The sequence below is a fragment of the Prevotella sp. oral taxon 317 str. F0108 genome, from assembly GCF_000162415.1.
GTDB classification, from domain to species: Bacteria; Bacteroidota; Bacteroidia; order Bacteroidales; family Bacteroidaceae; genus Prevotella; species Prevotella conceptionensis.
Map to the genome: position 1 here is coordinate 179,764 of NZ_GG740073.1, position 22,575 is coordinate 202,338.

At 47.9% G+C, this 22,575-nt stretch carries 12 protein-coding genes and 1 riboswitch; of the genes, 7 read left to right on the forward strand and 5 right to left on the reverse strand.

The window, feature by feature from the left end; all coding sequences use genetic code 11:
* Window positions 1-160: 160 nt before the first annotated feature.
* Window positions 161-1,543, reverse strand: coding sequence for an MFS transporter (locus HMPREF0670_RS07535; protein ID WP_009230560.1), 1,383 nt, complete (start codon window positions 1,541-1,543; stop codon window positions 161-163).
* Window positions 1,544-1,624: 81 nt separating this feature from the next.
* Window positions 1,625-1,789 carry a hypothetical protein gene (locus HMPREF0670_RS17070; RefSeq protein ID WP_232213884.1) on the reverse strand — a complete coding sequence of 55 codons (165 nt, stop codon included), beginning with the start codon at window positions 1,787-1,789 and terminating at the stop codon, window positions 1,625-1,627.
* Between the two features lie 826 nt (window positions 1,790-2,615).
* On the opposite strand from HMPREF0670_RS17070, the gene HMPREF0670_RS07545 reads away from it, so the two are divergent.
* Both HMPREF0670_RS07545 and HMPREF0670_RS07550 read left to right on the forward strand, forming a co-directional pair.
* On the forward strand, window positions 2,616-2,867 hold the full coding sequence (locus HMPREF0670_RS07545) for a type II toxin-antitoxin system Phd/YefM family antitoxin (protein WP_009230561.1): 252 nt from the start codon (window positions 2,616-2,618) through the stop codon (window positions 2,865-2,867).
* Window positions 2,864-3,139: a Txe/YoeB family addiction module toxin gene (locus HMPREF0670_RS07550; protein ID WP_009230562.1), complete on the forward strand. Its 276-nt coding sequence runs from the start codon at window positions 2,864-2,866 to the stop codon at window positions 3,137-3,139. The genes HMPREF0670_RS07545 and HMPREF0670_RS07550 overlap by 4 nt, the downstream gene beginning before the upstream one ends.
* Before the next feature lie 245 nt (window positions 3,140-3,384).
* Here HMPREF0670_RS07550 and HMPREF0670_RS07555 read toward each other — a convergent pair whose 3' ends face one another.
* The 3 genes from HMPREF0670_RS07555 to HMPREF0670_RS07565 all read right to left on the reverse strand — a co-directional run bounded on the left by HMPREF0670_RS07555 (window position 3,385) and on the right by HMPREF0670_RS07565 (window position 7,316).
* Window positions 3,385-4,563: a dicarboxylate/amino acid:cation symporter gene (locus HMPREF0670_RS07555; RefSeq protein WP_009230563.1), complete on the reverse strand. Its 1,179-nt coding sequence runs from the start codon at window positions 4,561-4,563 to the stop codon at window positions 3,385-3,387.
* A gap of 381 nt (window positions 4,564-4,944) precedes the next feature.
* Window positions 4,945-6,132, reverse strand: coding sequence for an FprA family A-type flavoprotein (locus HMPREF0670_RS07560; protein ID WP_009230564.1), 1,188 nt, complete (start codon window positions 6,130-6,132; stop codon window positions 4,945-4,947).
* A 263-nt stretch (window positions 6,133-6,395) separates the two neighbouring features.
* The gene (locus HMPREF0670_RS07565) at window positions 6,396-7,316 is read right to left on the reverse strand and encodes a carbohydrate kinase family protein (RefSeq protein ID WP_009230566.1); all 921 of its coding nucleotides are present in this window, start codon (window positions 7,314-7,316) and stop codon (window positions 6,396-6,398) included.
* Between the two features lie 305 nt (window positions 7,317-7,621).
* Window positions 7,622-7,808: riboswitch (cobalamin riboswitch) on the forward strand.
* A 172-nt stretch (window positions 7,809-7,980) separates the two neighbouring features.
* Here HMPREF0670_RS07565 and HMPREF0670_RS07570 point away from each other — a divergent pair.
* The 5 genes from HMPREF0670_RS07570 (at window position 7,981) to HMPREF0670_RS07590 (ending at window position 22,392) form a co-directional block, all read left to right on the forward strand.
* Window positions 7,981-12,195, forward strand: a complete 4,215-nt coding sequence (locus HMPREF0670_RS07570) for a right-handed parallel beta-helix repeat-containing protein (RefSeq protein ID WP_009230568.1) — start codon at window positions 7,981-7,983, stop codon at window positions 12,193-12,195.
* A gap of 287 nt (window positions 12,196-12,482) precedes the next feature.
* Entirely contained in the window at window positions 12,483-13,322 is an 840-nt protein-coding gene (locus tag HMPREF0670_RS07575) for a hypothetical protein (protein WP_009230569.1), read from the forward strand.
* A 1,577-nt stretch (window positions 13,323-14,899) separates the two neighbouring features.
* The gene (locus tag HMPREF0670_RS07580) at window positions 14,900-18,052 is read left to right on the forward strand and encodes a SusC/RagA family TonB-linked outer membrane protein (RefSeq protein WP_009230570.1); all 3,153 of its coding nucleotides are present in this window, start codon (window positions 14,900-14,902) and stop codon (window positions 18,050-18,052) included.
* Window positions 18,053-18,076: 24 nt separating this feature from the next.
* Entirely contained in the window at window positions 18,077-19,651 is a 1,575-nt protein-coding gene (locus tag HMPREF0670_RS07585) for a RagB/SusD family nutrient uptake outer membrane protein (RefSeq protein ID WP_009230571.1), read from the forward strand.
* 893 nt (window positions 19,652-20,544) lie between these two features.
* A complete protein-coding gene (locus HMPREF0670_RS07590) occupies window positions 20,545-22,392 on the forward strand; it encodes a 2-oxoacid:acceptor oxidoreductase subunit alpha (protein ID WP_009230572.1) in 1,848 nt (615 codons plus the stop codon).
* The last annotated feature ends 183 nt before the right edge of the window (window positions 22,393-22,575 follow it).

The following is a 22,575-nucleotide window of genomic DNA, read 5'->3' on the forward strand; positions in this document are numbered from 1 at the left end:
TTAAGTTTGCCGTGTAAGCTGAATTTAGAATGTAATAGAGAATGGGGTTTCATACTCCAAGCTAGCTTTCAAACTCCTTCTTTTCTTGTTCTGCAACCATTATCTTGCCTTCTGAGATATTTTCAGAGAGCCAAGCATATTGGAGCGGTCTGAACAAAAGCTAATTGGTGATTATTTTACCTGCCTCAGGTTCCATCTTTCCATATCCAATCAACGCTATAAGTCCCACGATAGCAATCAGTACAAATGATAGCTGATAATGTGCAAGCGAATGAGGATTGGCAGAGGTAGATGCTACAAATCTCAATGCCAATGCACCTAGACCGATACCCAATCCGGAGGCGAGCTGAAGGGTAGTGCTGTAAAGCGTATTGGCTGAAGACATCATTTGTTGGGGTACGTCCATGTATGCCACCGTGTGAAGAGTGCTTAACTGTACCGAGCGGAAACAGCCCATCAAAAAGAGGCATACGATGATGGCGAAGACGGGTGAAGAGGCCTTGAACAGTGCGCAGGCAGCTGTTGACAGCGAAAGCAACAGTGCGTTAAGGAACAGGATATACTTGATGCGCCAATGATGCATCATCCATACGGTGAAAGGTTTGGTGGTGAGATTGCCCAGCATTAGCGAGAGTAGTAGCAAACCGGAATGAAAGGCATTGAAATGTAGGCCGTCTTGAAACAGTAACGGCAGTAGGAATGGGGCTGCACCGATAACCATCATCGACAGTGTGCCATAGATAATCGTTACCGAATAAGTGGGCACGCGCATTACGGAATAGTCTATCAGCGGCAATGAGGCGTGCAGCGAACGGCGTATACTGAAAGCAAAGAGTAGTATACAGAGAAACAGCAGAATGAGGGGGCGCACGAAACTGGAAACGTTGTTTCCCAACAGTTCAAGGCTGTACATCATGCCCGAAAGCGACAAGGCACTCAACAAGAAGTCAGGTATGTCTAATTTACCCCGCTGTCTGTCTACCGGCTGTTTAGGAATATATCTTATTGCCAGGACAAAGACGAGTAGCCCTACCGGAACATTCAGGAAGAATATCCAGTGCCACGAGAAATAAGTGGCAAGAAATCCGCCTATGGGAGGACCGACAACGGGCGCAATAAGCCCTGGAGTGGTTATCCATGCGATGGCATTTACCAAATCGCGCTTGTCGCAGTTTTTTAATACAGCCAATCGCCCTACGGGCACCATTAGTGCTCCGGCCATGCCTTGTATGAAACGTACAAAGGCAAACTGCGTTAGACTGTTGCAGAGAGAGCACAGGACGGACGTGCCGATAAATCCTAGAACTGCATAGGCGAACACCGAACGCGTGCCATACCTATCGGCAATCCAGCCGCTTACAGGGATAAACACCGCCAGCGAAATCATATAGGACGTAATCCCGATGCTCATCCTACCACTTTCCACACCGAAGTCTAAGGCCATTAGTGGCAGAGCTGTCACCAAGGCGGTCGAGTCAATGTATTCCATGAAGAAAGCCACAGCTACGAGAGCTATGACAATCCGTGAGATATACTTTTTCATTTCCTTGCCTCTTTGTAAATTGCAATCGAAGTTCTGTTGTTCAGACTTCTATTGCAAACAGATTAAAAAGTCTAGATGACTTCACTGTTTATTTTCATCATACGCTTCGGCAGCCTTTTCCAAAAGTACCTCAATAAGGCTCTTTAAGTTCGTCCCCCTGTTTGCAGCCATGATGGAAAGCCAGCGAAATGTGTCTTCGCTAAGGTCTATTGTTATTTTCTTCGATTGTAATTCCGTTGTTGCCATAAGCCTAAACTTTAATTCATTGCAAACATAAACAATATATGCCATATACACAAATATGGAGATGAAAATCAATTAAATAGATACAAAAAACACGTTTACTAGCCAAACCAACTTCAATGTATGGCTATCATAAACGCATTAAGTAAAAAAACTCAATCAGATACAAACCCAAATAATTCATCAACTAATCCCCTTACCAAATTAAAAACTCGAAATTCCGCACCATTTATCCACACGCACACAAATATTATCTTATATCTTTCTTTTTAGAAGAGAAAGAAAATGATGGTGATGATATGGCGTGGATAAGTTGATAACTTTTCTCATTACGCAACGTGTTTTTGGTTATCAACATTAGAAAAAAGTTATTCACAAGTTATTAGAAGTGCTTTTGGTTTGTAAGTTAAGGCTTTATATATGTTTTCCACATAGCAAAGTGGGGTAGGGCATTGTGCAAATGTTCATAACTTTTGTTGCTCTAAAAGTGTTGATAACGCTTGCATTTCGCCACAACAACTTCTTAGTTATCCACCAATCCTTAGGGGTGCGTTGTAGGTTGTGGATAAGTGAGGGGTTGTACATGGCTTTTACACGGGTTATCAACAGGGTTTTCCACAGCCTATGGGGGATAACTAGGATGCTATCAACAAACATAATAGGCAAACAAGGGTATGTTTTCATTCTTTTATAAAGTTGTATTGGCATAGTGTAGAAAGGGTTTATATCGAAAAATCCTTGCGGTTTCCATTTATTTAATTTGTAATTTTCTTTGTAAGTGTGTTATAAATGTGCTATCTTTGTATTATCACCAATAAACAATTTTGTTATGCACATTATAACCGCGCGCGAATTTAGGGCAAATCAGAAGAAGTATCTTGATTTGGCCGCAACAGAAAAAGTAGTTATTCTAAGAAACAACACACCATCTATCCAGTTGGTGCCTATGTTGGATGATGAAACTACCATCAGTGCTGCTTTGTTAGCTAAAATAGAGAAATCTAGAAAAGACATTAAGGCAGGGAAAGGTAAGACCTGTCGTTCTGTTGACGAGTTAAACGCATATTTAGAAAAGCTATGAGCTATGTTTTACGCTTTTCGCCCGATGCTGAGAAAGAGCTAAAAAAGTGGAAGAAGTCTGCACCAAAGCTGTTTAAAAAGCTTTCGGAAGTTCTTAGCGAACTAATAACACATCCAAAGCAAGGTATTGGGCATCCAGAAGCTTTAAAGGGTGGTGACGGTATTACTTATTCGCGACGTATTAGTGGCAAGCATCGTGTTGTTTATGATGTTTACGAACAAATTGTTGAAGTGCATGTTTTGTCTATTGGTGGGCATTATGATGATAAGTAAAACAAAGTTCATTTAAAAGAAAACACCTGATACCGATCTTTTTGACGAAAAACAGGAGCTAACATTCGTGCATGGGGTAAGGCATACTCTTAAAAACGCCGCGCATTTACTTGCTTTATACAGGGCATGATGATGGAGGATGCAGTGTATTGAGTGAGTAAATGCGCGGCGATTTTTGATATAGAATGGTACGAGGATTGTAAGAAATGTGCGTTACGACACGCATTTTCAGCAGCCGTCTTTTCTTATGCCGCCTTCTCTTCCACGTTCGCTTTATTGCGGTTAAGCTTGTCTACAACCAGTGCTATGGCTCCGTCACCCGTTACGTTACAAGCAGTTCCAAAGCTATCCATAGCAATGTAGAGGGCAATCATCAGTGCTTGTTCGTTCTCGCCAAAGCCAAGGATGCTGCCCAAAGGGGCAAGCGAGGCCATAATGGCACCACCCGGCACGCCAGGAGCGGCTACCATGAAGATGGCCAGCACCATAATGAAATGCAAGAAGAGGGGAAAATCGGTGGGCAAACCTTCAAGTAGGGCGATGGTAAAGGCGCAAGCGGTTATCTTCATGGCCGAACCCGAAAGGTGAACCGTGGCGCAAAGGGGGATAACAAAGCCTGCAACACCTTCGGAAACGCCGTTTTTGCGTGTCTGCTTTAAGGCTACGGGGATGGTGGCTGCCGACGAAGAGGTGCCCAGGGCCGTGAGATAGGCTGGAAACATGTTGGCCAATAGGCGGAAAGGGTTTTTGCGAACGATGGCTCCGGCAATGAGATATTGATAGAGCAGCACGAAAATGTGCAGCGCAAAGATAACGACAATAATCTTGGCAAACACGGTCATCATGCGCATTACGTCGCCGCTGAAAGTCATGTTGAGGAAGATGCCGAAGATATACACGGGTAAGAGGGGTATGATAACGCGCTCGATAACGCCCACGATGATGGCTTTCATCTCGTTGGTGGCACCGCGCAACACCGTGTGACCGCTGTATGCAATGCCCAAACCTACGATGAACGACAGCACAAGCGCGCTCATCACGTCTATCGGGGCAGGGATATTGATGGTGAAATAGGGCAGTATCTCGGCCGATTTCTCCACGGTTTCTAAGGTCTGTGAGCCGTTTCCGATGAGCGATGGGAAGAAGGTGCTGCCCGTTGCATAACTCAGTATGGCCGCAACAACGGTGTCGGCGTAGGCAATGCCCACGGTAATGAGCAGCAATTTGCCTGCTCCCTTACCAATATCGGCAATGGCCGGCGTTACCAATCCCAAGATGATAAGGGGAATGATAAAGCCCAAAAACTGTCCGAAGATGCTGTTGAAGGTTGCGAATATGCGCACCCAGGGCAGTGTAAAGATGTGACCTAATGCTATGCCGAGGGCAATGGCGATGAGAATGCGCCCAAGTAATCCGATTTTCATAGGTAATGTTATGTTTTTTAAGTTGGGCAGTCCGGTTTGGTTATGTGGGCTGCACGTGATACAATTGTCAAGAGGTTGGCCGCTCTGTAAGAAAGATAAAGCAGGGGGAGAACTTCAAATGAAGAGGCTCACGCCTCCAAACCAAGATATTCAGCCTATAGACTCACGCCTATGTTCTAGCTAAGTGGACAAAGACAACATGGTCTTTCGCTCCATTTTTGCATTTTAATTGGCCACAACTTAAATGCTCACGCATTCTTTATGTGTGGCTATTTCCAACAAAAAGTTAGTTATCTCCCCCTGCTGTTATCTTCTACGCGGCCGATGGGTTTGGCTTGTTACGGCCAAATCCACCGTGGCTAGCGTAGTTTGTTGTAGAACTTAACCTTGCGCCAAACGCTCGGCCATGGCCTTACCCAGTGCGCGACACTGCTCGGCCACTTCGGGCGATAGAGCCTGTTTCATTTCAACGGGCGTGCCAACGTGTTCGAAGTGCAGTCCGTTTTCGTTCCATTCGCCAATCTTCTGCACGGCTTTGCTGGCCCATCCGTAACTTCCGAACCATCCGATAAGGTGGTTTTTGATATCGCGGTTGGCCAGCTCGCTCAGCAAAACGTCCATTTCGTGGTATAGTCCGGTGTTGTATGTGGGTGCTCCCACGATGAGTCCGCGATAACGGAACACGTCGCGGATGATGTAAGAATGATGCGTTTTCGACACGTTATGCACCGCAATGTTCTTTACACCGGCCTGACTGGCAGCCCTAGCAATAACTTCGGCCATGCGTTCTGTATTGCCATACATCGTTCCGTAGCATATCACAAGGCCGTCTTCAGTTTCGTATTTGCTCATGTGGTCGTACATTTCAACCACCTTTTGCAGCTGTTCGTGCCACACGGGGCCGTGTGTAGAGCAGATATAGTCTATCTTTTCGTTGGCTAGTTTTTTAAGGGCGTTCTGCACGGGCGTGCCATATTTGCCCACAATGTTCGAATAATAGCGCACCATCTCCAGCCAGAAGTGTTCGCAATTAATCTCGCTGTCGAGCAATCCGCCGTTAAGAGCACCGAAACAACCGAATGCGTCGCCAGAGAAAAGCATGTTATTGGAAGTGTCTAGCGTCATCATTGTTTCTGGCCAGTGCACCATAGGCGTTAAGAAGAACTTCAATGTGTGCTTACCTAGCGACAGTTGGTCGCCGTTCTTTACTTCGTACTCGCAGCCTTCCATGCCATAGAAACCTTTAAGCAGGTCGAACGACTTCTTGTTTCCCACTACCTGCACGTTGGGATAATACTTCCTCATCAGGGCAAAAGAGCCGCTATGGTCGGGTTCCATGTGGTTTGTAACGATATAGTCGATGGGACGGTCGCCGATAACTTCGCGGATATTCTCGATAAACTGCGCGAAGAAGTCGGCTTCCACCGTGTCGATGAGGCACACTTTTTCGTCTACGATGAGGTACGAGTTGTACGAAACGCCGTTGGGAAGTGGCCATAGGCCTTCAAACTTTTCTTTCTTTCGGTCGTTCACACCCACGTAGTAGATGTCTTTTACTATTTCTATCATATTCTGAGTTTGTGAGTTTATGAGTGTATATGTGTATTTAGTTGACGGGTAAGCAAGTTAACAAGTTAACGAGTTCGTTAGTTGACAAGTTAACGAGTTACCGATACATTTGTCTTATTATATGGTTGATGAGGCAAAGTAGCAATGCTAATCACGCCCCTCTCCCCTTGGAGAGTGGTTGTTGGTGAGGCTTTTTCACTCCCCCAGAGTGGTTGTTGGTGAGGCTTTTTACTCCCCCAAAGTGGTTGTTGGTGAGGCTTTTTTCACTCTGGTTTCCAACCTTTCGGCACATAGTTATCCGTTCCCTTGCAGCTTTCGGCCGAGAAAGCCAGGGCGTAACTCATTATCTTGTTCCATTGTTCTTTGGTCAATCCGTCGATAAGGCGTTGCCTTGTAACGCCCAATTTCAGCATGCCGAAGATAAATCCGGCGTTGAAATTGTCGCCTGCCCCAATGGTGCTAACGGGCTGTGTGTCGCTAACGGCATAGCTTTCGCAAAAGCCGCCGTCGGCACGTAGCTGCACGGGGTTGGCTCCATCGGTGTAAACAAACCGCTTGCAATAGAAAGAAACCTCGGCAGCGTACACCTTAGCCGGGTCGGACAGGCGATAAAGCACCTCGAAGTCTTCTCTACTTCCGCGCACCACGTCGGCATACTCGTAGTTCTCCAACAAGTTGGGCGTTATGCGCATCACGTCGGTTCGGTGGCCCGAACGGAAGTTCACGTCGTAGTAGATGATAGCCCCACGGTTGTGCGCATATTCTAGGAACGAAACCACTTGTGGCCGTGTGGCAGGACTAACGGCGTAGTAAGAACCGAACACAACGATGTCGTCGGCCTGCACGTCGGGGTAAGCAAACTCCGGATTGTTCTTCTTATTGTCGCGATAGAACAGGTATTCGGCATCGTTTCGCTCGTTCAGGAAGGCCAGCGAGATGGGTGTTTGCCCCTCATCGCACTTCGTTACGTAATCGGCCTGCACGCCATTGTCTTTTAAGAAACTGATAACGTTGGTTCCAACACGGTCGTTTCCTACGGCCGAGATGAATGTTGCGTCGGCTCCCACGCGCCCTAGCGATACGATAGTGTTGAAAACCGACCCCCCAGGCAAGGCTCCTATGGGCTGTTCGTGCTTGAAAACGATGTCTAACACCGTTTCACCTACTCCGATTACTTTCCGCATAACGCTGTGATAAATGTTCTTTTTTAGGGTTGATATTTAAACAATATGCAAATATCCGAATTTTTAATCAGACGGCAAAACAATTGTGTAAGTTTTTGATTGGACATGTGGGATGGGGCTAAAAATGTACAAGGGGTTTGCATAACGCCAAGGGTTGGGGTGGGGCAACGCCCTTTGTTAGGGGGGCATGGCTTTGTGTTTGGGTATGCGTGTTTTGGCGTATAAGTTGCTTGTGCTGTTTATGGGCATTGTTTGCCGCATCCTAATTAGATTGGAGTTGGCAGCTAATGCGCATGTTTTTTCGTACCTTTGCATCAGCAACAGGTACGCCCCGTATGGCGTTTAAAAGGGAAACGGGTGAAAAACCCGTACAGTCCGGCTGCTGTGAGTTGCCCTTGGCGGCGTAAACAAAGGTCACTGAACACGGTGTTTGGGAAGACGTTTACTGCCTGGCAACAAGTCAGAATACCTGCCGTTGCACGCCTTCGTGTGGCCTCTTGGGTTAGGTTCGGCGCATTCGGCACGCTTTCGCTGGCGTGCTTTGTAGCATTTCATTTCGTTAAATCATGTCTTTTCACTTTGTATCAGGTTAAAAACCCCCTGTGCTTTCGCTGTGTGTGCAGCGCAAACAACATGTAAATCAACATTAACATCACAATAAATTATGAAGCAAAACCAACTTTTCATGGTTCTTTGCACCCTCTTTCTTTATGCCTTTTCGCCCCTGGTGGCTACGGCACAAAACAGAGAAGTGCGCATGGAACTTACGCCAAAATCCATTGATGTGGACGAAACGCCAATCGACTTTTACGACGACGGCGGACCCAATGGGCAGACTTCGCCCGAATTTAAGGACGGAAAAACAAGCAGCGTAACCTTTATTCCCAAGGTTACGGGCAAGAAAGTGCAAGTAGATTTCAAGCTGGTAGACATCTTCGAAGGCAGTATCCACAAGCAGTTTATCCGCGTTTACGATGGCACGGAGGTACGCGCCAACCGCCTTTTGGCTACCATCACCAAGGGCACTACGCCCATTGTGAAGGCCACCAACCCGCAAGGCGCACTCACAGTAGAGTTTGGTAGCACTACGGCCTTCCGCTCCAATGGGTTTAAAGCCGTGGTAAGTCTTTTCACTCCTCAACCGATGCGCTTTCGCGATGTAACCATTTCGCCCATGAAAGATGCCTCGCTGACCGCTGGCGACAAGGCTCAACCGCTGTTGGGCTTTAATGTTCGCACAGAAAACACCGAACCTGCACTCACCCTTAACGGTTTAACGCTCAAAGCTAGCGGACCAATAGCTGCCATTCAGCTATATCAAAGCACATCGGCCACCGACTTTTCAACTGCTCATCGCTTAGCCGAGGGCACCGTACAAAATGGAGAAGTGGTGCTAAACATAGCCGCTAAGCCTGCACTTCGTTCGGGCGACAACTTCTTTTGGCTGGGTTGCGACGTGGCAGACGAGGCCGAAAACCATAACACGCTCGCCCTTTCGCTCGCTCAACTGGCACTTTCCGATGGCCAACATGCCCTCCCCGCACCACTGCCAACAGGCGAACGAGTGGTAGAAAACGTGGTTTACGCACTCGAAGGAACGCATCAAAGGCGTGTAAATGGCGAATTGACGTTCCGTTCTAAAACCAATACGTACAACGATAATTACGAAGGCGGCTCGCGCGACCGCATTACCACCTTCACTCCGCTGCACGCCAGGCATGTGGTTCAGATAGATTTCTCCAAGTTCGATATTGTGTATTCGCCACGTACCGACGTCGGTGTGCGTGCCAAATTCGTTGTGTACGAAGGCAAAGGAACGACGGGGCGCAAGCTTTGGGAACTTACTTCGTCCGCCGATAAACAGCGCGGACCCGGCCAAACGCTACGTTCGCAATCGCCCGATGGTGCATTAACCATCGTGTTCAACCCCAACGACAGCCACTATGCGGCCAAAGGTTTCGTAGCCAAAGTAAGCGAATACATTCCCAAAGCCATGTCGTTGGCTAGTGTAGACGTGCGCCAAGCATCTGCGGCAGCTGTTTCGCCGGGTGCTACACGCCAGCCCTTGCTGCTGATTAACCTGCATACCGAGGACAATTTGCAGCCCATAACGCTGAACAGCCTGCAACTTAACCTCAAACAATCGTTGCCTGCTATGGCCGGTTTGCAGCTTTTTGTACAACCTAAGAACACGCCCGATGCCACTCCTAGCGGCAATCCGCTGGCTACCATCGCGCAAGCCGCCCTTAGTCAGCAACAAACCATGTCCCTGTCTACTCCCCTTGCCCTTACCGAAGGCGACAACTGGCTGCTGCTTTGCGCCGATGTGACCAACGATGCACAAGCCGGAAAACTGCTCGATGCGGCCTTAATGAAGGTTGAAACATCGCTAGGCGAAACAGCCGTGCAACAAGGTGACCCCGATGGAGCGCGCCGTGTGGAATACGAACGCGCACTAGTAAAGGGCGATAATGGCCGTGTTGAGGTGGCCGACAACACCACATTGACACTATACGACGACGGCGGAAAAGACGAAAATGAAAGTAAAGGCTTTGAAGGGCTAATTACTTTCGTGCCCAAAACCGCGGGAAGGCTCATCGCCATAAAGCCGACAACATGGAAATTAGCTGCTGCCGACAAGCTAGAAGTGTACTTCGGAACGGAGAAAAAAGACAAACCCGACTTCTCGTTCAGTCGCAACGACCATTTCGATAAGCTGATTTCCACCTCTCCCAACGGTGCCATTACCCTGCGTTATACCACGGGTAAGTATGTTGCTGCCGAGGGTTTCGCCCTCGAAGTGTCGGCCATTACGCCGCAAAAGCTTGCTGTTAGCGAGGTGCAAACCCACGCCATCGCCCCCGAAAAGGCATTTAAGGGACAAACAGATGTGCCTTTGCTGCACGTTGTTGTCAGCGTTAAGGGCGACAATGGCCAGCTCTCCATCACCCAAATGCAAGCCCAAATGCAAGGCGATGCCCCCATACATATATATAAGGTGTATGCAACTGGGCAAGACAATGCCTTTGCCACCACGCAAACATTCGCTACCAACACCCGCAACAACGGCATCTTCGATGGCACTTACACCATCGAAAAAGAGGGCGAATACCATTTTTGGCTCGCGGCCGATGTGGAAAGCGAGGCGCAAGTAGGGCAAACGCTCACCGCATCGCTCACCAATATAACCGCCAACAATGCCCAAGTTACGCCACAAACCGCTGAAACAGCCAACACCATCGTTGCACAAGGCATCAGCGGAACGCTTAACGTAGGCCCAAACGCCACCTACAAAACCATCCAAGCAGCCGTAGATGCGTTGAGAGATGGGGTAGACGGCCCCGTTACCATCAGCATCGAAAGCGGTAAGTACAACGAGCGCGTCCTCATTCCGCACATACCTGGCCTGTCGCCTGCCAATACACTCACCATCAAACCCACCTCTGGCAAACGCGGCGACGTGCATATCTTCCACGATAAGTTCGAAAAAGGCGGTTACGACCCCGACCAAATGGCCAAAGAGTACGGCGTGGTAACTTTCGACGGAGCCGATTATACCACCTTGCAAGCACTCGAAATAAGCACCGAAGACCTTACTTATCCTGGTGTGATACACCTGCGCAACGAAAGCCGACACGTAACGATAGACAGCTGTTACGTGCATGCGCCCCAATCAACCAACATACAACAGAAGGTAACGCTGCTCAACATGTACGCCAAAAGTCAGGCCAACGCCAACAACGACCATCTAACGCTGCGGCGTTCGCTACTCGAAGGCGGTTATATGGGCGTGCGTTTGGGCGGCACAGGCACCGTGGCACTGCCCAAAGAAGTGGGTGGGCGCATCCTCAACAACGTCTTCCGCAACCAAGAATCGAAGGCCATATACGTGGCACGCGAGGCAGATGCCCACATCGAAGGCAACATTGTAGAGAACGAAACCTCCGACCATAACGACTTTAACGCCGTAGACATCGATGCCTCGGGCGATGTTCGCCTTGCCCGTAACCGCATCAACCTGTCCACAAAAGCCTATTGCACGGCCATTTACGTGCGCAACATGTCGGGTTTGCCCACTTCGCAGGCGCAGATAGTCAACAATGTGGTGATGGTTAGCCACGGCACAACGCCCGCACGGCGCAATGCCTCTAAGGCATTAACCTTGAAAGGCGACCTGGCCAACCTGCTGGTAGCCCACAACAGCCTTTGCGTTGAAGGCAACGAGAAAGACATTACGGTGAGCATACTCGGCAAAATGGCCGACAACGTACGCCTAACCAACAACCTTTTTGCCAATACGGGCAAGGGAGCCGTTTACCAATGCACACGCAAAGAAAACCTAGCAAGCTTGCGTTTAGACCACAACAACCTTTACACCAACGGCCCTTCGCTGGCCGATGTGCGCACACCCGTAGCCACACTTTCGGCTTGGATGGCTCTTTCGGGCGAGCGATACGCCTATAATAATAAGGTGGAATTTGCATCAGACGTATTGTTGCAACCCCTTTCGGAACCCGAATTGCGCCACGCCACGCCCCTTGCCGTGGTGCCGACCGACATACTTGGGCAGCAGCGCAACACGTTAACGCCCCTCATTGGTGCTTACGAACATGCTTGGAACGGGCCTTCAACGGGCATCGTTGCGCCTTCGGCATCGGCCAATGGCATCCAACTAAGTGCACATAAGGGCGTGTTGAGCCTTTCGTTACTGCCCGCCAATGCCGTTGTCGAGGTGTTCTCAACGAGCGGCCTGTTGCTCTCGCGCCACGCTTTGCCAGCCAACGCCGACAGTTTGCAAGTAACGGACTTGCCCCAAGGCGTGTTGGTGGTTCGCATAACATGGAACAACGGCAGATGGAGCAAGGCCATCAAGCTATAAACAGGTGCGCCGATACCACCCAATTTTGCGGTTAATACCGCTAAGGGGTATATCATTACAAGGCAGGGTAGGGGACTTAGGTTGCCTGCCCTGCTTGCGTTATACAGGGCTTTAACCCAAGTTTGGGGTTTAGGCATCCGTTAAAAACTACCTAAGTGCTGCCAATATTCAGTATATAATCTTTACCTTTGCACCTAACATACATACAAATTAAGGATAACAAAGACAAGAACATGATTAGAGAAACGTGGAAGGGGCATCGGCCCTACAATGAAAGAATAGGCAAAATGCTATCCTCTTTATTTGCATCATTATTTCATCCAAATCCTGAAAAAGGGGCATGCGTAAGGCTGTTTGCTTATGTGCTTTTGGGTTTCATCGTCTCAATTCCTGTACAAGCGCAGATGCTTTTCACGGAAAACCTAACGATGAACATCGATAGTACAAAGACGATACAAGGTTCGTTGCAGCCCGTTCTCGACTTTAAGACAGAGAAAGAGAACGTGCTTACCTTTAAAAACACGGCCAACCTTAACTTACTTATCGGCAAAAATCGCGTGGTGAACCTCATCAACAAGCTAGAGTTTTCTGCTTATGGAAAGAAAGTTACCGTGAGTGGCGGCCATGTACATGCAGAGTTTCGTTACTTGCTTGTCCCTGCCGTTGAGGTTTACCCTTACGCCGAATCGCAATGGGCAGGCAGTAGAGGTATGAACTTCAAGGTTTCTGCTGGCTTGCAGTCGCGCTACCGATTGGTAAATACCGACCATTTCCTTATGTTTGCCACAGCAGGAATGTTCTATGAGTTCGAAAAATGGGAATATCCCGACCCACCGGTTGGCACACCGCTCCATGCGTATAGCCGAAGCATAAAGAGCCATGTGTCGCTTAGTTTCAAGCATACGATAGGAGAACATTGGGAGTTTATCGCCACGGGCATTCACCAAGCCCGACCGGACAGCTACCACAAGAGCGCTCGGTTTGGCGGTGCAGTAGACCTTGCCTACCACGTAACGCCCAGTGTAGGCTTTCGTGGCACTTATCGCATAATCTACGATACGGCACCCATTGTGCCTATTCGCAAAGACTACAACGTTGTTGAGGCCGGTATCGACATTTCTTTCTAAGCAAAAGATTGTTGTTGGCAGAGTAAATGGAGCAGGGTAGGGGGCTTAGGTCGCCTGCCCTGCTTGCGTTATTTTAGGGTTTGAGTTTTTGAGTTTATGAGTTGGTGAGTTGTTTATGAGTTGGTGAGTTAAAATCTTTTTTTGTCCACTTTTCAGTAGATATTTTAACACTAAGAGTGCCATTTTTATCCACCAATCGCTCACCTTGCCGCAAAAAATCGATTCTCGCGAGGGTTTGTTTTGGTGCAAAAAGGGGTTGTATAGGGATGTTGGCAAAATGAATATTTATTTAACAAAGCGGCCATTTGCACCTGTTTTGGGGCTATTTGGTGCTAAATTCAGTGCGTTTTGGTGCTAAATGCACTGCGTTTTGGTGCTAAATGGCGTGCGTTTTGGTGCTAAATGCAAGGTGTTTTGGTGCAAAACGCAAGGCATTTTGATGCTAAATGCAGTGCGATTTGCCGCTAAATGCGAGACGAAAAGCATAAACATTCACAATAATTGTATAAACAAAACCTTTTAGAACCATGAAACTCATGGCCAGAAAGGGCAAAATAGCCGTTAAAAAGTAGGTTTTTAGGGGCTAAAAGCAGGTAATTGGAGTTGAAAAAATATGAGTTGGCAACCAAACTAGAAAGGCAAAATGGTGCAAAATGCAGGTTCTTGGCCTAAAAATTGACAAGCACCAAGACATGGAAGGGTAGAAATAATGGCTTTTTGCCTACTTTTTAACCTGTATTTTCGCTAGAACGGAGCGAAAATTCGAGCGCTAATGTAAAATAAAAGATAGAAATTTAAGCTTTTAAGTTGATGGGTTTTTAAGTTGATGAGTTTTTAAATTGATGATTTTTTAAGTTGATGTTATTTTTGAGGTGATGAGTTTTAGGGTTGATTAGCTGTTGCGTGGTTGAGTTGATGAGCTTACTAGTTAGTGAGTAGGCGAGGTGATGTTCTCGAGAGTTGTTGTTTTTTGGTGAGTTTATAAGCCTATGAGTTGACTTGTTCTGCACGCCTCTCAGTTTGCAGAGATATTAAACGTCAAAACGACTTTATTGTTTGAGTTATTCATTTTATTGGTAGGTGATTTTTGTTTGAATTGTCGCGCTATTAAGTTTTTAGTTTGTGAGTTTTAATTGCTGCATCTTTCTTGTTCCGTCGCTGCATGGTTTGCTGCGCAAGCTTATGTCAAAGAGATAGGCGCCTTTGCTGCGTGTTCTTCGTTAGCGCGCAATATAGTGGCGTCTTGTCTATTCGTGTAAAAAACTTAAAGCCGTTGTAGTGATGCTAGCTAGATACTTTATCTACGCCCGTAAACAACAAGGACAAAATGGATAAGTGGCTAATTAAAAGATGGTTTGCTACATAGTTATGTTTATTATAAGTTGTAAATAAATTTTAATTTCACCGATTTAGTAAACGAAATAAGTTAAATTTTATTACCATATCAATCGTACGTTAGGATATATAACCACAAATAAGCATATTTTCGCTATATTTGCGACAGACCTAATAGTGAACAATAAGGAAACTTTATACGGAAATTGCAATCTATACATCAACCATATTAATAAATAACTATGACCCAAAAAGCAAGAAAACTAAGTAAAACCACGCGTGTGCCGCTATATGGCGTGCTGGCGTGTGCACTTGCCTATGGCATGCCAACGTATGCCGAAGGTAATGTTGCTGCGAAACCTTACGCATCGCAGGCTGGGCAACGAGCAGGCACGGTGTTGGTAACGGTTGTAGACCAAAACAACGAACCCGTTGTAGGGGCTAGCGTTGTGGTAATGTCTACTAAGGCCGGGGCAGCAACTGATGTTAACGGCCGATGCTCGGTAGATGCCAAACCGGGCGACAAATTGCAAGTGTCGTACATCGGTTTCGATACGCAAACGCTCACCGTGGGCAACAACAACAATGTGTTGGTGACCTTGGGAGAGAACAAAGCCATGCTCGATGAGATTGTTGTTGTGGGCTATGGCACGATGCGTAAGAGCGACGTTACGGGCTCTATCGCCGTGGCCAAGGGCGCAGACATGATAAAGGCGCAAAGTTTTGGCGCGCTGGACAACCTTCGCGGTAAGGTGTCGGGCGTTAACATCTTCTCTAATTCGGAGCAGGGAACCACTTCGCCGCGCGTTATCATTCGCGGTATGGCCACCATCAATGCCTCTACCGACCCGCTTTACGTGGTAGACGGGGTGGTGATGAACGACTTTGCCATGATGAACCCCAACGACATTGAGAGCATTGAGGTGCTGAAAGATGCTTCGGCAACGGCTATCTATGGCGCTCGCGGTGCCAATGGCGTCATTATGGTAACAACCAAACGCGGACTTTCGGGCACGGAAGGCACACGGATGAGCTACCAGGGCTCGGTGAGCATACGCCACATGGCGCGAAAGATGGAGGTGATGAACGCCCGCGAATGGTGCGATGCCTTTATGAAAGGACTTGAAAACGAAAACAAATACCAAGGAAACAGTTGGAAATTGGACCGTTCTTACTGGTTTAGCGACCGCAGATACTTTGATGCCAACGGCAATCCGCTGTACGATACCGACTGGCAAAAGGAGGCTACACGCACGGCCATTGGGCATAACCACCAGCTGAACATTCAGCAAGGAACGAAAACCTCGTCGATGGGTGCCTTCCTTAATTACAGCGACTACCAAGGAATTATGAAGAATACGTGGACAAAGCGTATCAGCGGTAAGCTGGCTTACGATGCCAATCCCACTAAATGGCTGACCACGGGCATTAATCTGATGGTGAACCACACGTGGGACAGACATACCGACGAGGGCGGAGGCGGACAAGAGGCACGCCGAACAATGATTGAGATGCTGCCGTGGCTGCCTGTAAGGACACCCGATGGCAGCTATACCACCTCTAATTCGCCCTCTGAAATGGTGGGTAAGTTTGGTTTTGAAGGCATGTCGAACCCTGTAATGATACTCGACATGCAGAAACGCCTGTATTATAACACGCAGGTGTTCGGCAACGCTGCATTTACGTTCCACATTCTGCCAGGGCTTGATTTGAAAACGCAGCTGGGTATCGACTGGCACGCAGAGGAAGGAAGGAGATACGCATCGCGCGAGCTGAACAACATTTCGCAAACCGAACAGGGTGTGGCAACCAACGGCCGACACAACAACTTGTATTGGCAAGAAGAAACATATCTTACCTATAACCGCACGCTTAAAGGCTTACATCGCGTGAATGCCATGCTGGGTATGTCGTGGCAAGCGTATGCTTCGAGGTACAACTACTCGGAGGCACAAAGCTTTGAGAGCGACTTGTTTGAAGACTTGAACATGGGAACGGGCAAAAATCCGCGTCCGCCAGGCTCTAACTACGACGAGTGGAAGATGAATTCGTACTTCTTACGCTTGGCCTACACCTACAACGACCGCTATTCGGCTACGTTTACTGCACGCTCTGACGGTTCTTCCAAGTTTGGAAAGAACAATAAGTACGCCTTCTTCCCCTCGGCTGGTTTGGCTTGGATTGTGTCGGAAGAAAGCTGGCTGAAAGGCAATCCGTGGCTGAGTAACCTCAAACTGCACACCAGTTACGGACTAACGGGCAACTCGGAAATCGCAACTTATCGTTCGTTGGCCCGTGTTGGTTCGGGAACGGTGCTGCTCGATGGCAAGCGGGCCGGCGCAGCTTACATCAGTTCGTTGGCCAATCCCGACCTGAAATGGGAAAAGACGGCACAATTTGACGTGGGTTTCGACCTCGGATTGTTCAACAATGCCGTTAACCTAGACTTCTCCTATTATTACAAGCACACCACCGACTTGTTGCTCAATACGCCTATTCCACATTCTAGCGGTTTTGGAAGTGTATATAAGAACATCGGCGAAGTGAAGAATTCGGGTATCGACTTTATGCTCACAGCCTATCCCGTGCGCACGAAAGACTTTACCTGGACCTCCATTTTGAACTTGAATTACAACAAGAATAAGATACTGAAACTGGGCAAGAACAACGAAGACATCGAAATATTGGAATGGGTTGGCGGCCCCGAAGGTATCTTACGTGTGGGCGAAAGCATGGGTAGCTTTTACGGATACAAGCGACTGGGCGTGTGGACGGAAGAAGATAAAGCGGCAGGACGATGCACAGCGAAGATGGTTGGTAGAGCCAAACGCGAAGAAAAAAAGTCTATTTTGGGTAAGGGAATACCCGATTGGACGGGTAGCTGGACCAACACCCTTAACTATAAGAACTGGGATTTGACGGTTGAAATGCAGTTTGTTACGGGCGTTCAGACCATGCAACAATTCTACCATTCGGTGTACGACCGCTTTGGAATAACCAACGGACTGAAAAGCATTCTCTATGATGCTTACAATGGCACAAATCCACGTACTATGCAGCAGATGCTTTACTTGACCAATAGCCCATACGACTCGCAAAGTCATGCAGGACAAGACACGACTGTGGATTCCAGTTGGGTGGTAGACGGCTCTTATCTGCGCTGCAACATGGTGCAATTGGGTTATACCTTTGCGCCCGCCACGTTGAAAGCGTTGGGGCTTAACGCACTGCGCCTGTACCTAAGTGGTAATAACCTCTTCTTACTTTGCTCAAAAGACTTCAAGGGTTACGACCCCGAAATGACGTCGCAGGGCAGCAAGTTCGGTCAAAACATGGCTTTCTTCTCTCTTCCCCGTTCAAGAGTATTCACTCTGGGTGTTAATGTAACGTTTTAAATGAACCTAAACAACAGACACGAAATGAACAAAATAATGATATTTGCAGCCTGCGCATGCTTGGCATTGGCTTCGTGTAACGACTTCTTGGAGGAAAGACCCAAGTCGCTCCTTAGCTCGCGCGACTTCAACAAGGCCGAAGCTCAAATTCGTTCTAACATTAATGGACTATATCGTAGGGGGGCAGTAACTGCCCATTCGTCGGTCGCTAGCGCTTATTTCGGTTCGGCCATGACCATTCCTGGTATGCTTACGGGCTATTTTAGCAACTCGTACGAAGGCCAAGAGCGCGTTTGTGCGTATGCAAGAACGCTTACGAGGCAGGAACAAACCAACAATGTATCGGGTTTTGTGGATGGTATTTGGGGTAGTTGCTATGGAGCCATCAACGTTGCTAACGTTGCTTTGAAGGCTATGCCCGAAGTACCTATGAGCGATGAGGCACGAAAAGTGTTGTTGGGCGAGGCTAAATTCTTCCGCGCCTTCAACTATTTCATGCTGGTAAAGTGGTTCGGAGACGTGCCAATGCCCACTCAACCCTCTGAGAACGTTACCGATTTGGAAAAGCCACGTACGCCTGTGGCCGACATCTACACGCTTATCGAACAGGATTTGACGGAAGCCGTGGCCGCACTTCCCGACCAAACATGGCAGAATAACGGGCATCGCATAAGCAAATATGTGGCTTTGCAGGCACTTACGGCGGTGTATATGCAGCAAGGTAAGTATCAACAGGCAAGCGAAACGGCCAAACAGATTATCAGTTCGGGTAAATACTCGCTCACAGAAAATGAAGATAAGGCCCTGAAAAGCGCCTATAACAAGCTGAGAACCATAGACGACCTGCCCGAAGTGCTTTACGCCGTGGAGTACGATGCTGACATATCGACCACCAGTTGGCGACCAACCTACGCCTTTTCTTCGTCGGCTATAAATGTATTTAAGAGTTATAACATCTTTGAACGCGTATATGGGCCCAACGCTCGCTATCTGAACATCTACACGGCAGACGACTTGCGCGGACAAGAACAGCAATTTTTCGCCACAAAGTATAAGAACCCGAACAACGATTCGGTATGGACTGCACCCAGTGCAGACGCTCGTGGATGCTGGTATTACTTTGATGAGGAGGCTGTTCTTAAAACAGGGCGCGGCACGAAGGACTGGAACATCTACCGTTATGCCGAAACGCTGCTCGATGCAGCCGAGAGTTTGGTGCAGAGCGGCGGGGCTGTTACAGCTGAGGCTGCTGGATATTTGGCGATGGTTCAGGCTAGGGCACTGGGTAAGACGCAGGCAGAACTCACCACAGAACTGTCGGCACTGTCGAAAGAAGCGTTTATTGAGGCCTGTTGGACCGAGCGTTTGCGCGAGTTCCCGTTGGAATATAAAATCTGGGATGATTGTTTGCGCACGAAGAAATTCCCAGATGTGTCGGCCACCGAGCTAGGAAAGGTAACCTATGTGGACCTCGTTGGTGCCACAAATGGTTCGGGTGCGGTGATTAAATCGTCAGATTTGCTGTGGCCGCTATCACTTAACGAGATGCAACGCAACCCGCAATTGCGTCCGCAAAACGAGGGTTACGCCGACAAATAGGGCCTCAATAAGGTCTAGTCTAATCGTATAACCTCATCGTATTTTATTGGTATCGCCACATTATCAGCGGCTGGGAGGGAGCGTATCACCCACAGGTATTGCCACTCCAAGGGTGTTGTAATGATTGTATATCATATATCTACCGATACAATACTTGTGTTGTATGGTCACCCCAAGGGTGTTATGATGATTGCATATCGTTCTGGTACTCACTCTCTCTGCCGCTGATGATGTGGCGATGTCTTTATATTGTGTGTTGAAAAATAAACTATTCGGGCTTGTTGGAAATGTTTGATAACCAGCTTATCGAGCCAATTAGTCGGGCGATTTGGCCAATTCAGTTGGATAATTTAATTAATCCATCTAGGCGATTTGGCTGGTTCGGTCGGGAAATTTTATTAATCCATCTGAACGATTTGGCTAATTCAGTCGGGTAATTTGATAGATCCGTCTAGGCGATTTAGCTATTTCAGTTGGGTAATTTGATTAATCCATCTGTACGATTTGGCCAATTCAGTCGGGTAATTTGATTAATCAATGCCGGCAAATCAAGTTCAATCTCTGTGACCAGTTAATCCGTTGCCGCTTTTACTTGTCAATGTTTCCCCATATATATTCCACAATTATGCAATGCCCAACACCTTATATATAGGCATTAAAATAATATCATAAAGGGATGATAGGCAACAAGCCGCTTACTATCTGCAATAAATTGCGGTTCATTGCTTAATCTCTGCAACGCAATGAAAGGCATAGCTTACTTTCTAACACTGCAAAACACGCTGACGACAAAATGATTTAATAAAATTCATGCTCAAAAATTTGTAACTATCTTTTATTTGTTTTACTTTTGCCACAATTCTAATTATAAACAATCTATAAGTGCTAATATTATGTCCGAAGAATTGGAAGTGAAAGAATTGGACCAAGTCGTGGTTCGTTTCTCAGGGGACTCGGGTGACGGAATGCAGTTAGCGGGAAACATTTTCTCGACCATTTCTGCAACAGTTGGTAATGACATCTCAACCTTTCCGGATTACCCGGCAGACATTCGTGCACCGCAAGGCTCGCTTAACGGCGTGTCGGGTTATCAGGTACACATCGGCGAAGACAAGGTGCTTACGCCCGGCGACTTCTGCGATGTGCTTGTTGCGATGAACGCCGCCGCCCTGAAAACACAGTACAAGTACGCCCGTCCGCAGGCAACGATTATCATTGATACCGACAGTTTTGGCCCAAAAGACCTTAAAAAGGCTGAGTTTAAAACCGAAGACTACCTCGCAGAGCTAGGTATTGATGCCGATTGCGTGGTGGCATGCCCCATCACTACGATGGTTAAAGAATGTCTGAAAGACACAGGCATGGACAATAAGTCGATGTTGAAGTGCCGAAACATGTTTGCATTGGGCATCGTATGCTGGCTTTTCAACCGCGACATGGAGCTTGCCTTCGACTTCTTACGCAAGAAATTCCACAAGAAACCGCATGTGGCCGAAAGCAATATCAAGGTGGTGATGGCCGGATACGACTACGGACACAACACGCACGCATCGGTTCCGGCTACCTATCGCATCGAGTCGAAGGTGAAAACGAAGGGGCGTTACATGGACATAACAGGCAATAAGGCCACGGCTTACGGACTTATCGCCGCCGCAGAAAAGGCTGGTTTGCAACTATTCTTGGGCTCTTATCCCATCACACCCGCAACAGACATCCTGCACGAACTAGCCAAACACAAGAGCTTGGGCGTGAAAACGGTGCAATGCGAAGACGAAATAGCAGGCTGTGCAAGTGCCATCGGCGCGTCGTTTGCTGGTGCGCTGGCCGCCACATCAACCTCAGGTCCTGGCATCTGCCTGAAAAGCGAGGCCATCAACTTGGCTGTTATCGACGAAATTCCACTTGTAGTAATAGACGTACAGCGCGGCGGACCATCTACTGGACTGCCAACGAAGAGCGAACAAACCGACCTTTTGCAGGCTTTGTACGGCAGAAACGGCGAGTCGCCCATGCCCGTTATCGCTGCAACAAGCCCTACCGACTGTTTTGATTCGGCTTACATGGCCGCCAAAATAGCTTTGGAATACCTTACACCCGTGATACTTCTCACCGATGGATTTCTCGGTAACGGGTCGGCTGCATGGCAATTGCCCGACATCAACAAGCTACCCGACATCCATCCGCACTTCGCAACCGAAGAAATGCGCGGCAACTACACGCCTTATCGCCGCGATGAGGAAACAAAAGCACGCTATTGGGCCATCCCCGGAACGCCTGGGTACGAACATATTTTGGGCGGTTTGGAGAAAGACGGACAGACAGGTAACATCTCTACCGAGCCCGAAAACCACAATCTGATGGTGCACCTGCGCGCTCAGAAGGTTGCTGGCATTAAGGTGCCCGATGTGCAAGTGCAGGGCGATGACGATGCCGACTTGCTCATTGTTGGCTTTGGCAGCACCTACGGACACCTGTTTTCGGCAATGAAAGCTTTGCGCAAGCAGGGCAAAAAGGTGGCTTTGGCACAGTTCAAGTACATCAATCCCTTGCCCGCCAACACCGAAGAGGTGCTGCGTAAGTACAAAAAGGTGGTTGTGGCCGAACAAAACATGGGCCAATTTGCCATGTATCTGCGCGGAAAGATAGACGGATTTGTGCCTTACCAATATAATGAGGTGAAGGGACAGCCGCTTGTTGTCACCGAATTGGTTGAAGCGTTCAAGAAGATAATTGATGAATAAAATGGCGACGAGGAGTTAAGGAGTTAAGAAGTTAAGGAGTTAAGCCGTATGTTGTGTTGCTAATGGCTGTCGGTTTATAAGCAAACTGATAGCTGGGGCAAGTCTAACAAGACTGAATAAAAACCCACAAAGCCCACAAAACCCACCAACTTTCTCTTTCATCTTAGCCACCTAATAACAAAG

What these genes read in the sequence shown, in the direction of transcription:
- HMPREF0670_RS07535 (WP_009230560.1), bottom strand. Translation starts at nt 1,543, where the DNA reads ATGAAAAAGTATATCTCACGGATTGTCATAGCTCTCGTAGCTGTGGCT.
- HMPREF0670_RS17070 (WP_232213884.1), bottom strand. Translation starts at nt 1,789, where the DNA reads ATGGCAACAACGGAATTACAATCGAAGAAAATAACAATAGACCTTAGC.
- HMPREF0670_RS07545 (WP_009230561.1), top strand. Translation starts at nt 2,616, where the DNA reads ATGCACATTATAACCGCGCGCGAATTTAGGGCAAATCAGAAGAAGTAT.
- HMPREF0670_RS07550 (WP_009230562.1), top strand. Translation starts at nt 2,864, where the DNA reads ATGAGCTATGTTTTACGCTTTTCGCCCGATGCTGAGAAAGAGCTAAAA.
- HMPREF0670_RS07555 (WP_009230563.1), bottom strand. Translation starts at nt 4,563, where the DNA reads ATGAAAATCGGATTACTTGGGCGCATTCTCATCGCCATTGCCCTCGGC.
- HMPREF0670_RS07560 (WP_009230564.1), bottom strand. Translation starts at nt 6,132, where the DNA reads ATGATAGAAATAGTAAAAGACATCTACTACGTGGGTGTGAACGACCGA.
- HMPREF0670_RS07565 (WP_009230566.1), bottom strand. Translation starts at nt 7,316, where the DNA reads ATGCGGAAAGTAATCGGAGTAGGTGAAACGGTGTTAGACATCGTTTTC.
- HMPREF0670_RS07570 (WP_009230568.1), top strand. Translation starts at nt 7,981, where the DNA reads ATGAAGCAAAACCAACTTTTCATGGTTCTTTGCACCCTCTTTCTTTAT.
- HMPREF0670_RS07575 (WP_009230569.1), top strand. Translation starts at nt 12,483, where the DNA reads ATGCTATCCTCTTTATTTGCATCATTATTTCATCCAAATCCTGAAAAA.
- HMPREF0670_RS07580 (WP_009230570.1), top strand. Translation starts at nt 14,900, where the DNA reads ATGACCCAAAAAGCAAGAAAACTAAGTAAAACCACGCGTGTGCCGCTA.
- HMPREF0670_RS07585 (WP_009230571.1), top strand. Translation starts at nt 18,077, where the DNA reads ATGAACAAAATAATGATATTTGCAGCCTGCGCATGCTTGGCATTGGCT.
- HMPREF0670_RS07590 (WP_009230572.1), top strand. Translation starts at nt 20,545, where the DNA reads ATGTCCGAAGAATTGGAAGTGAAAGAATTGGACCAAGTCGTGGTTCGT.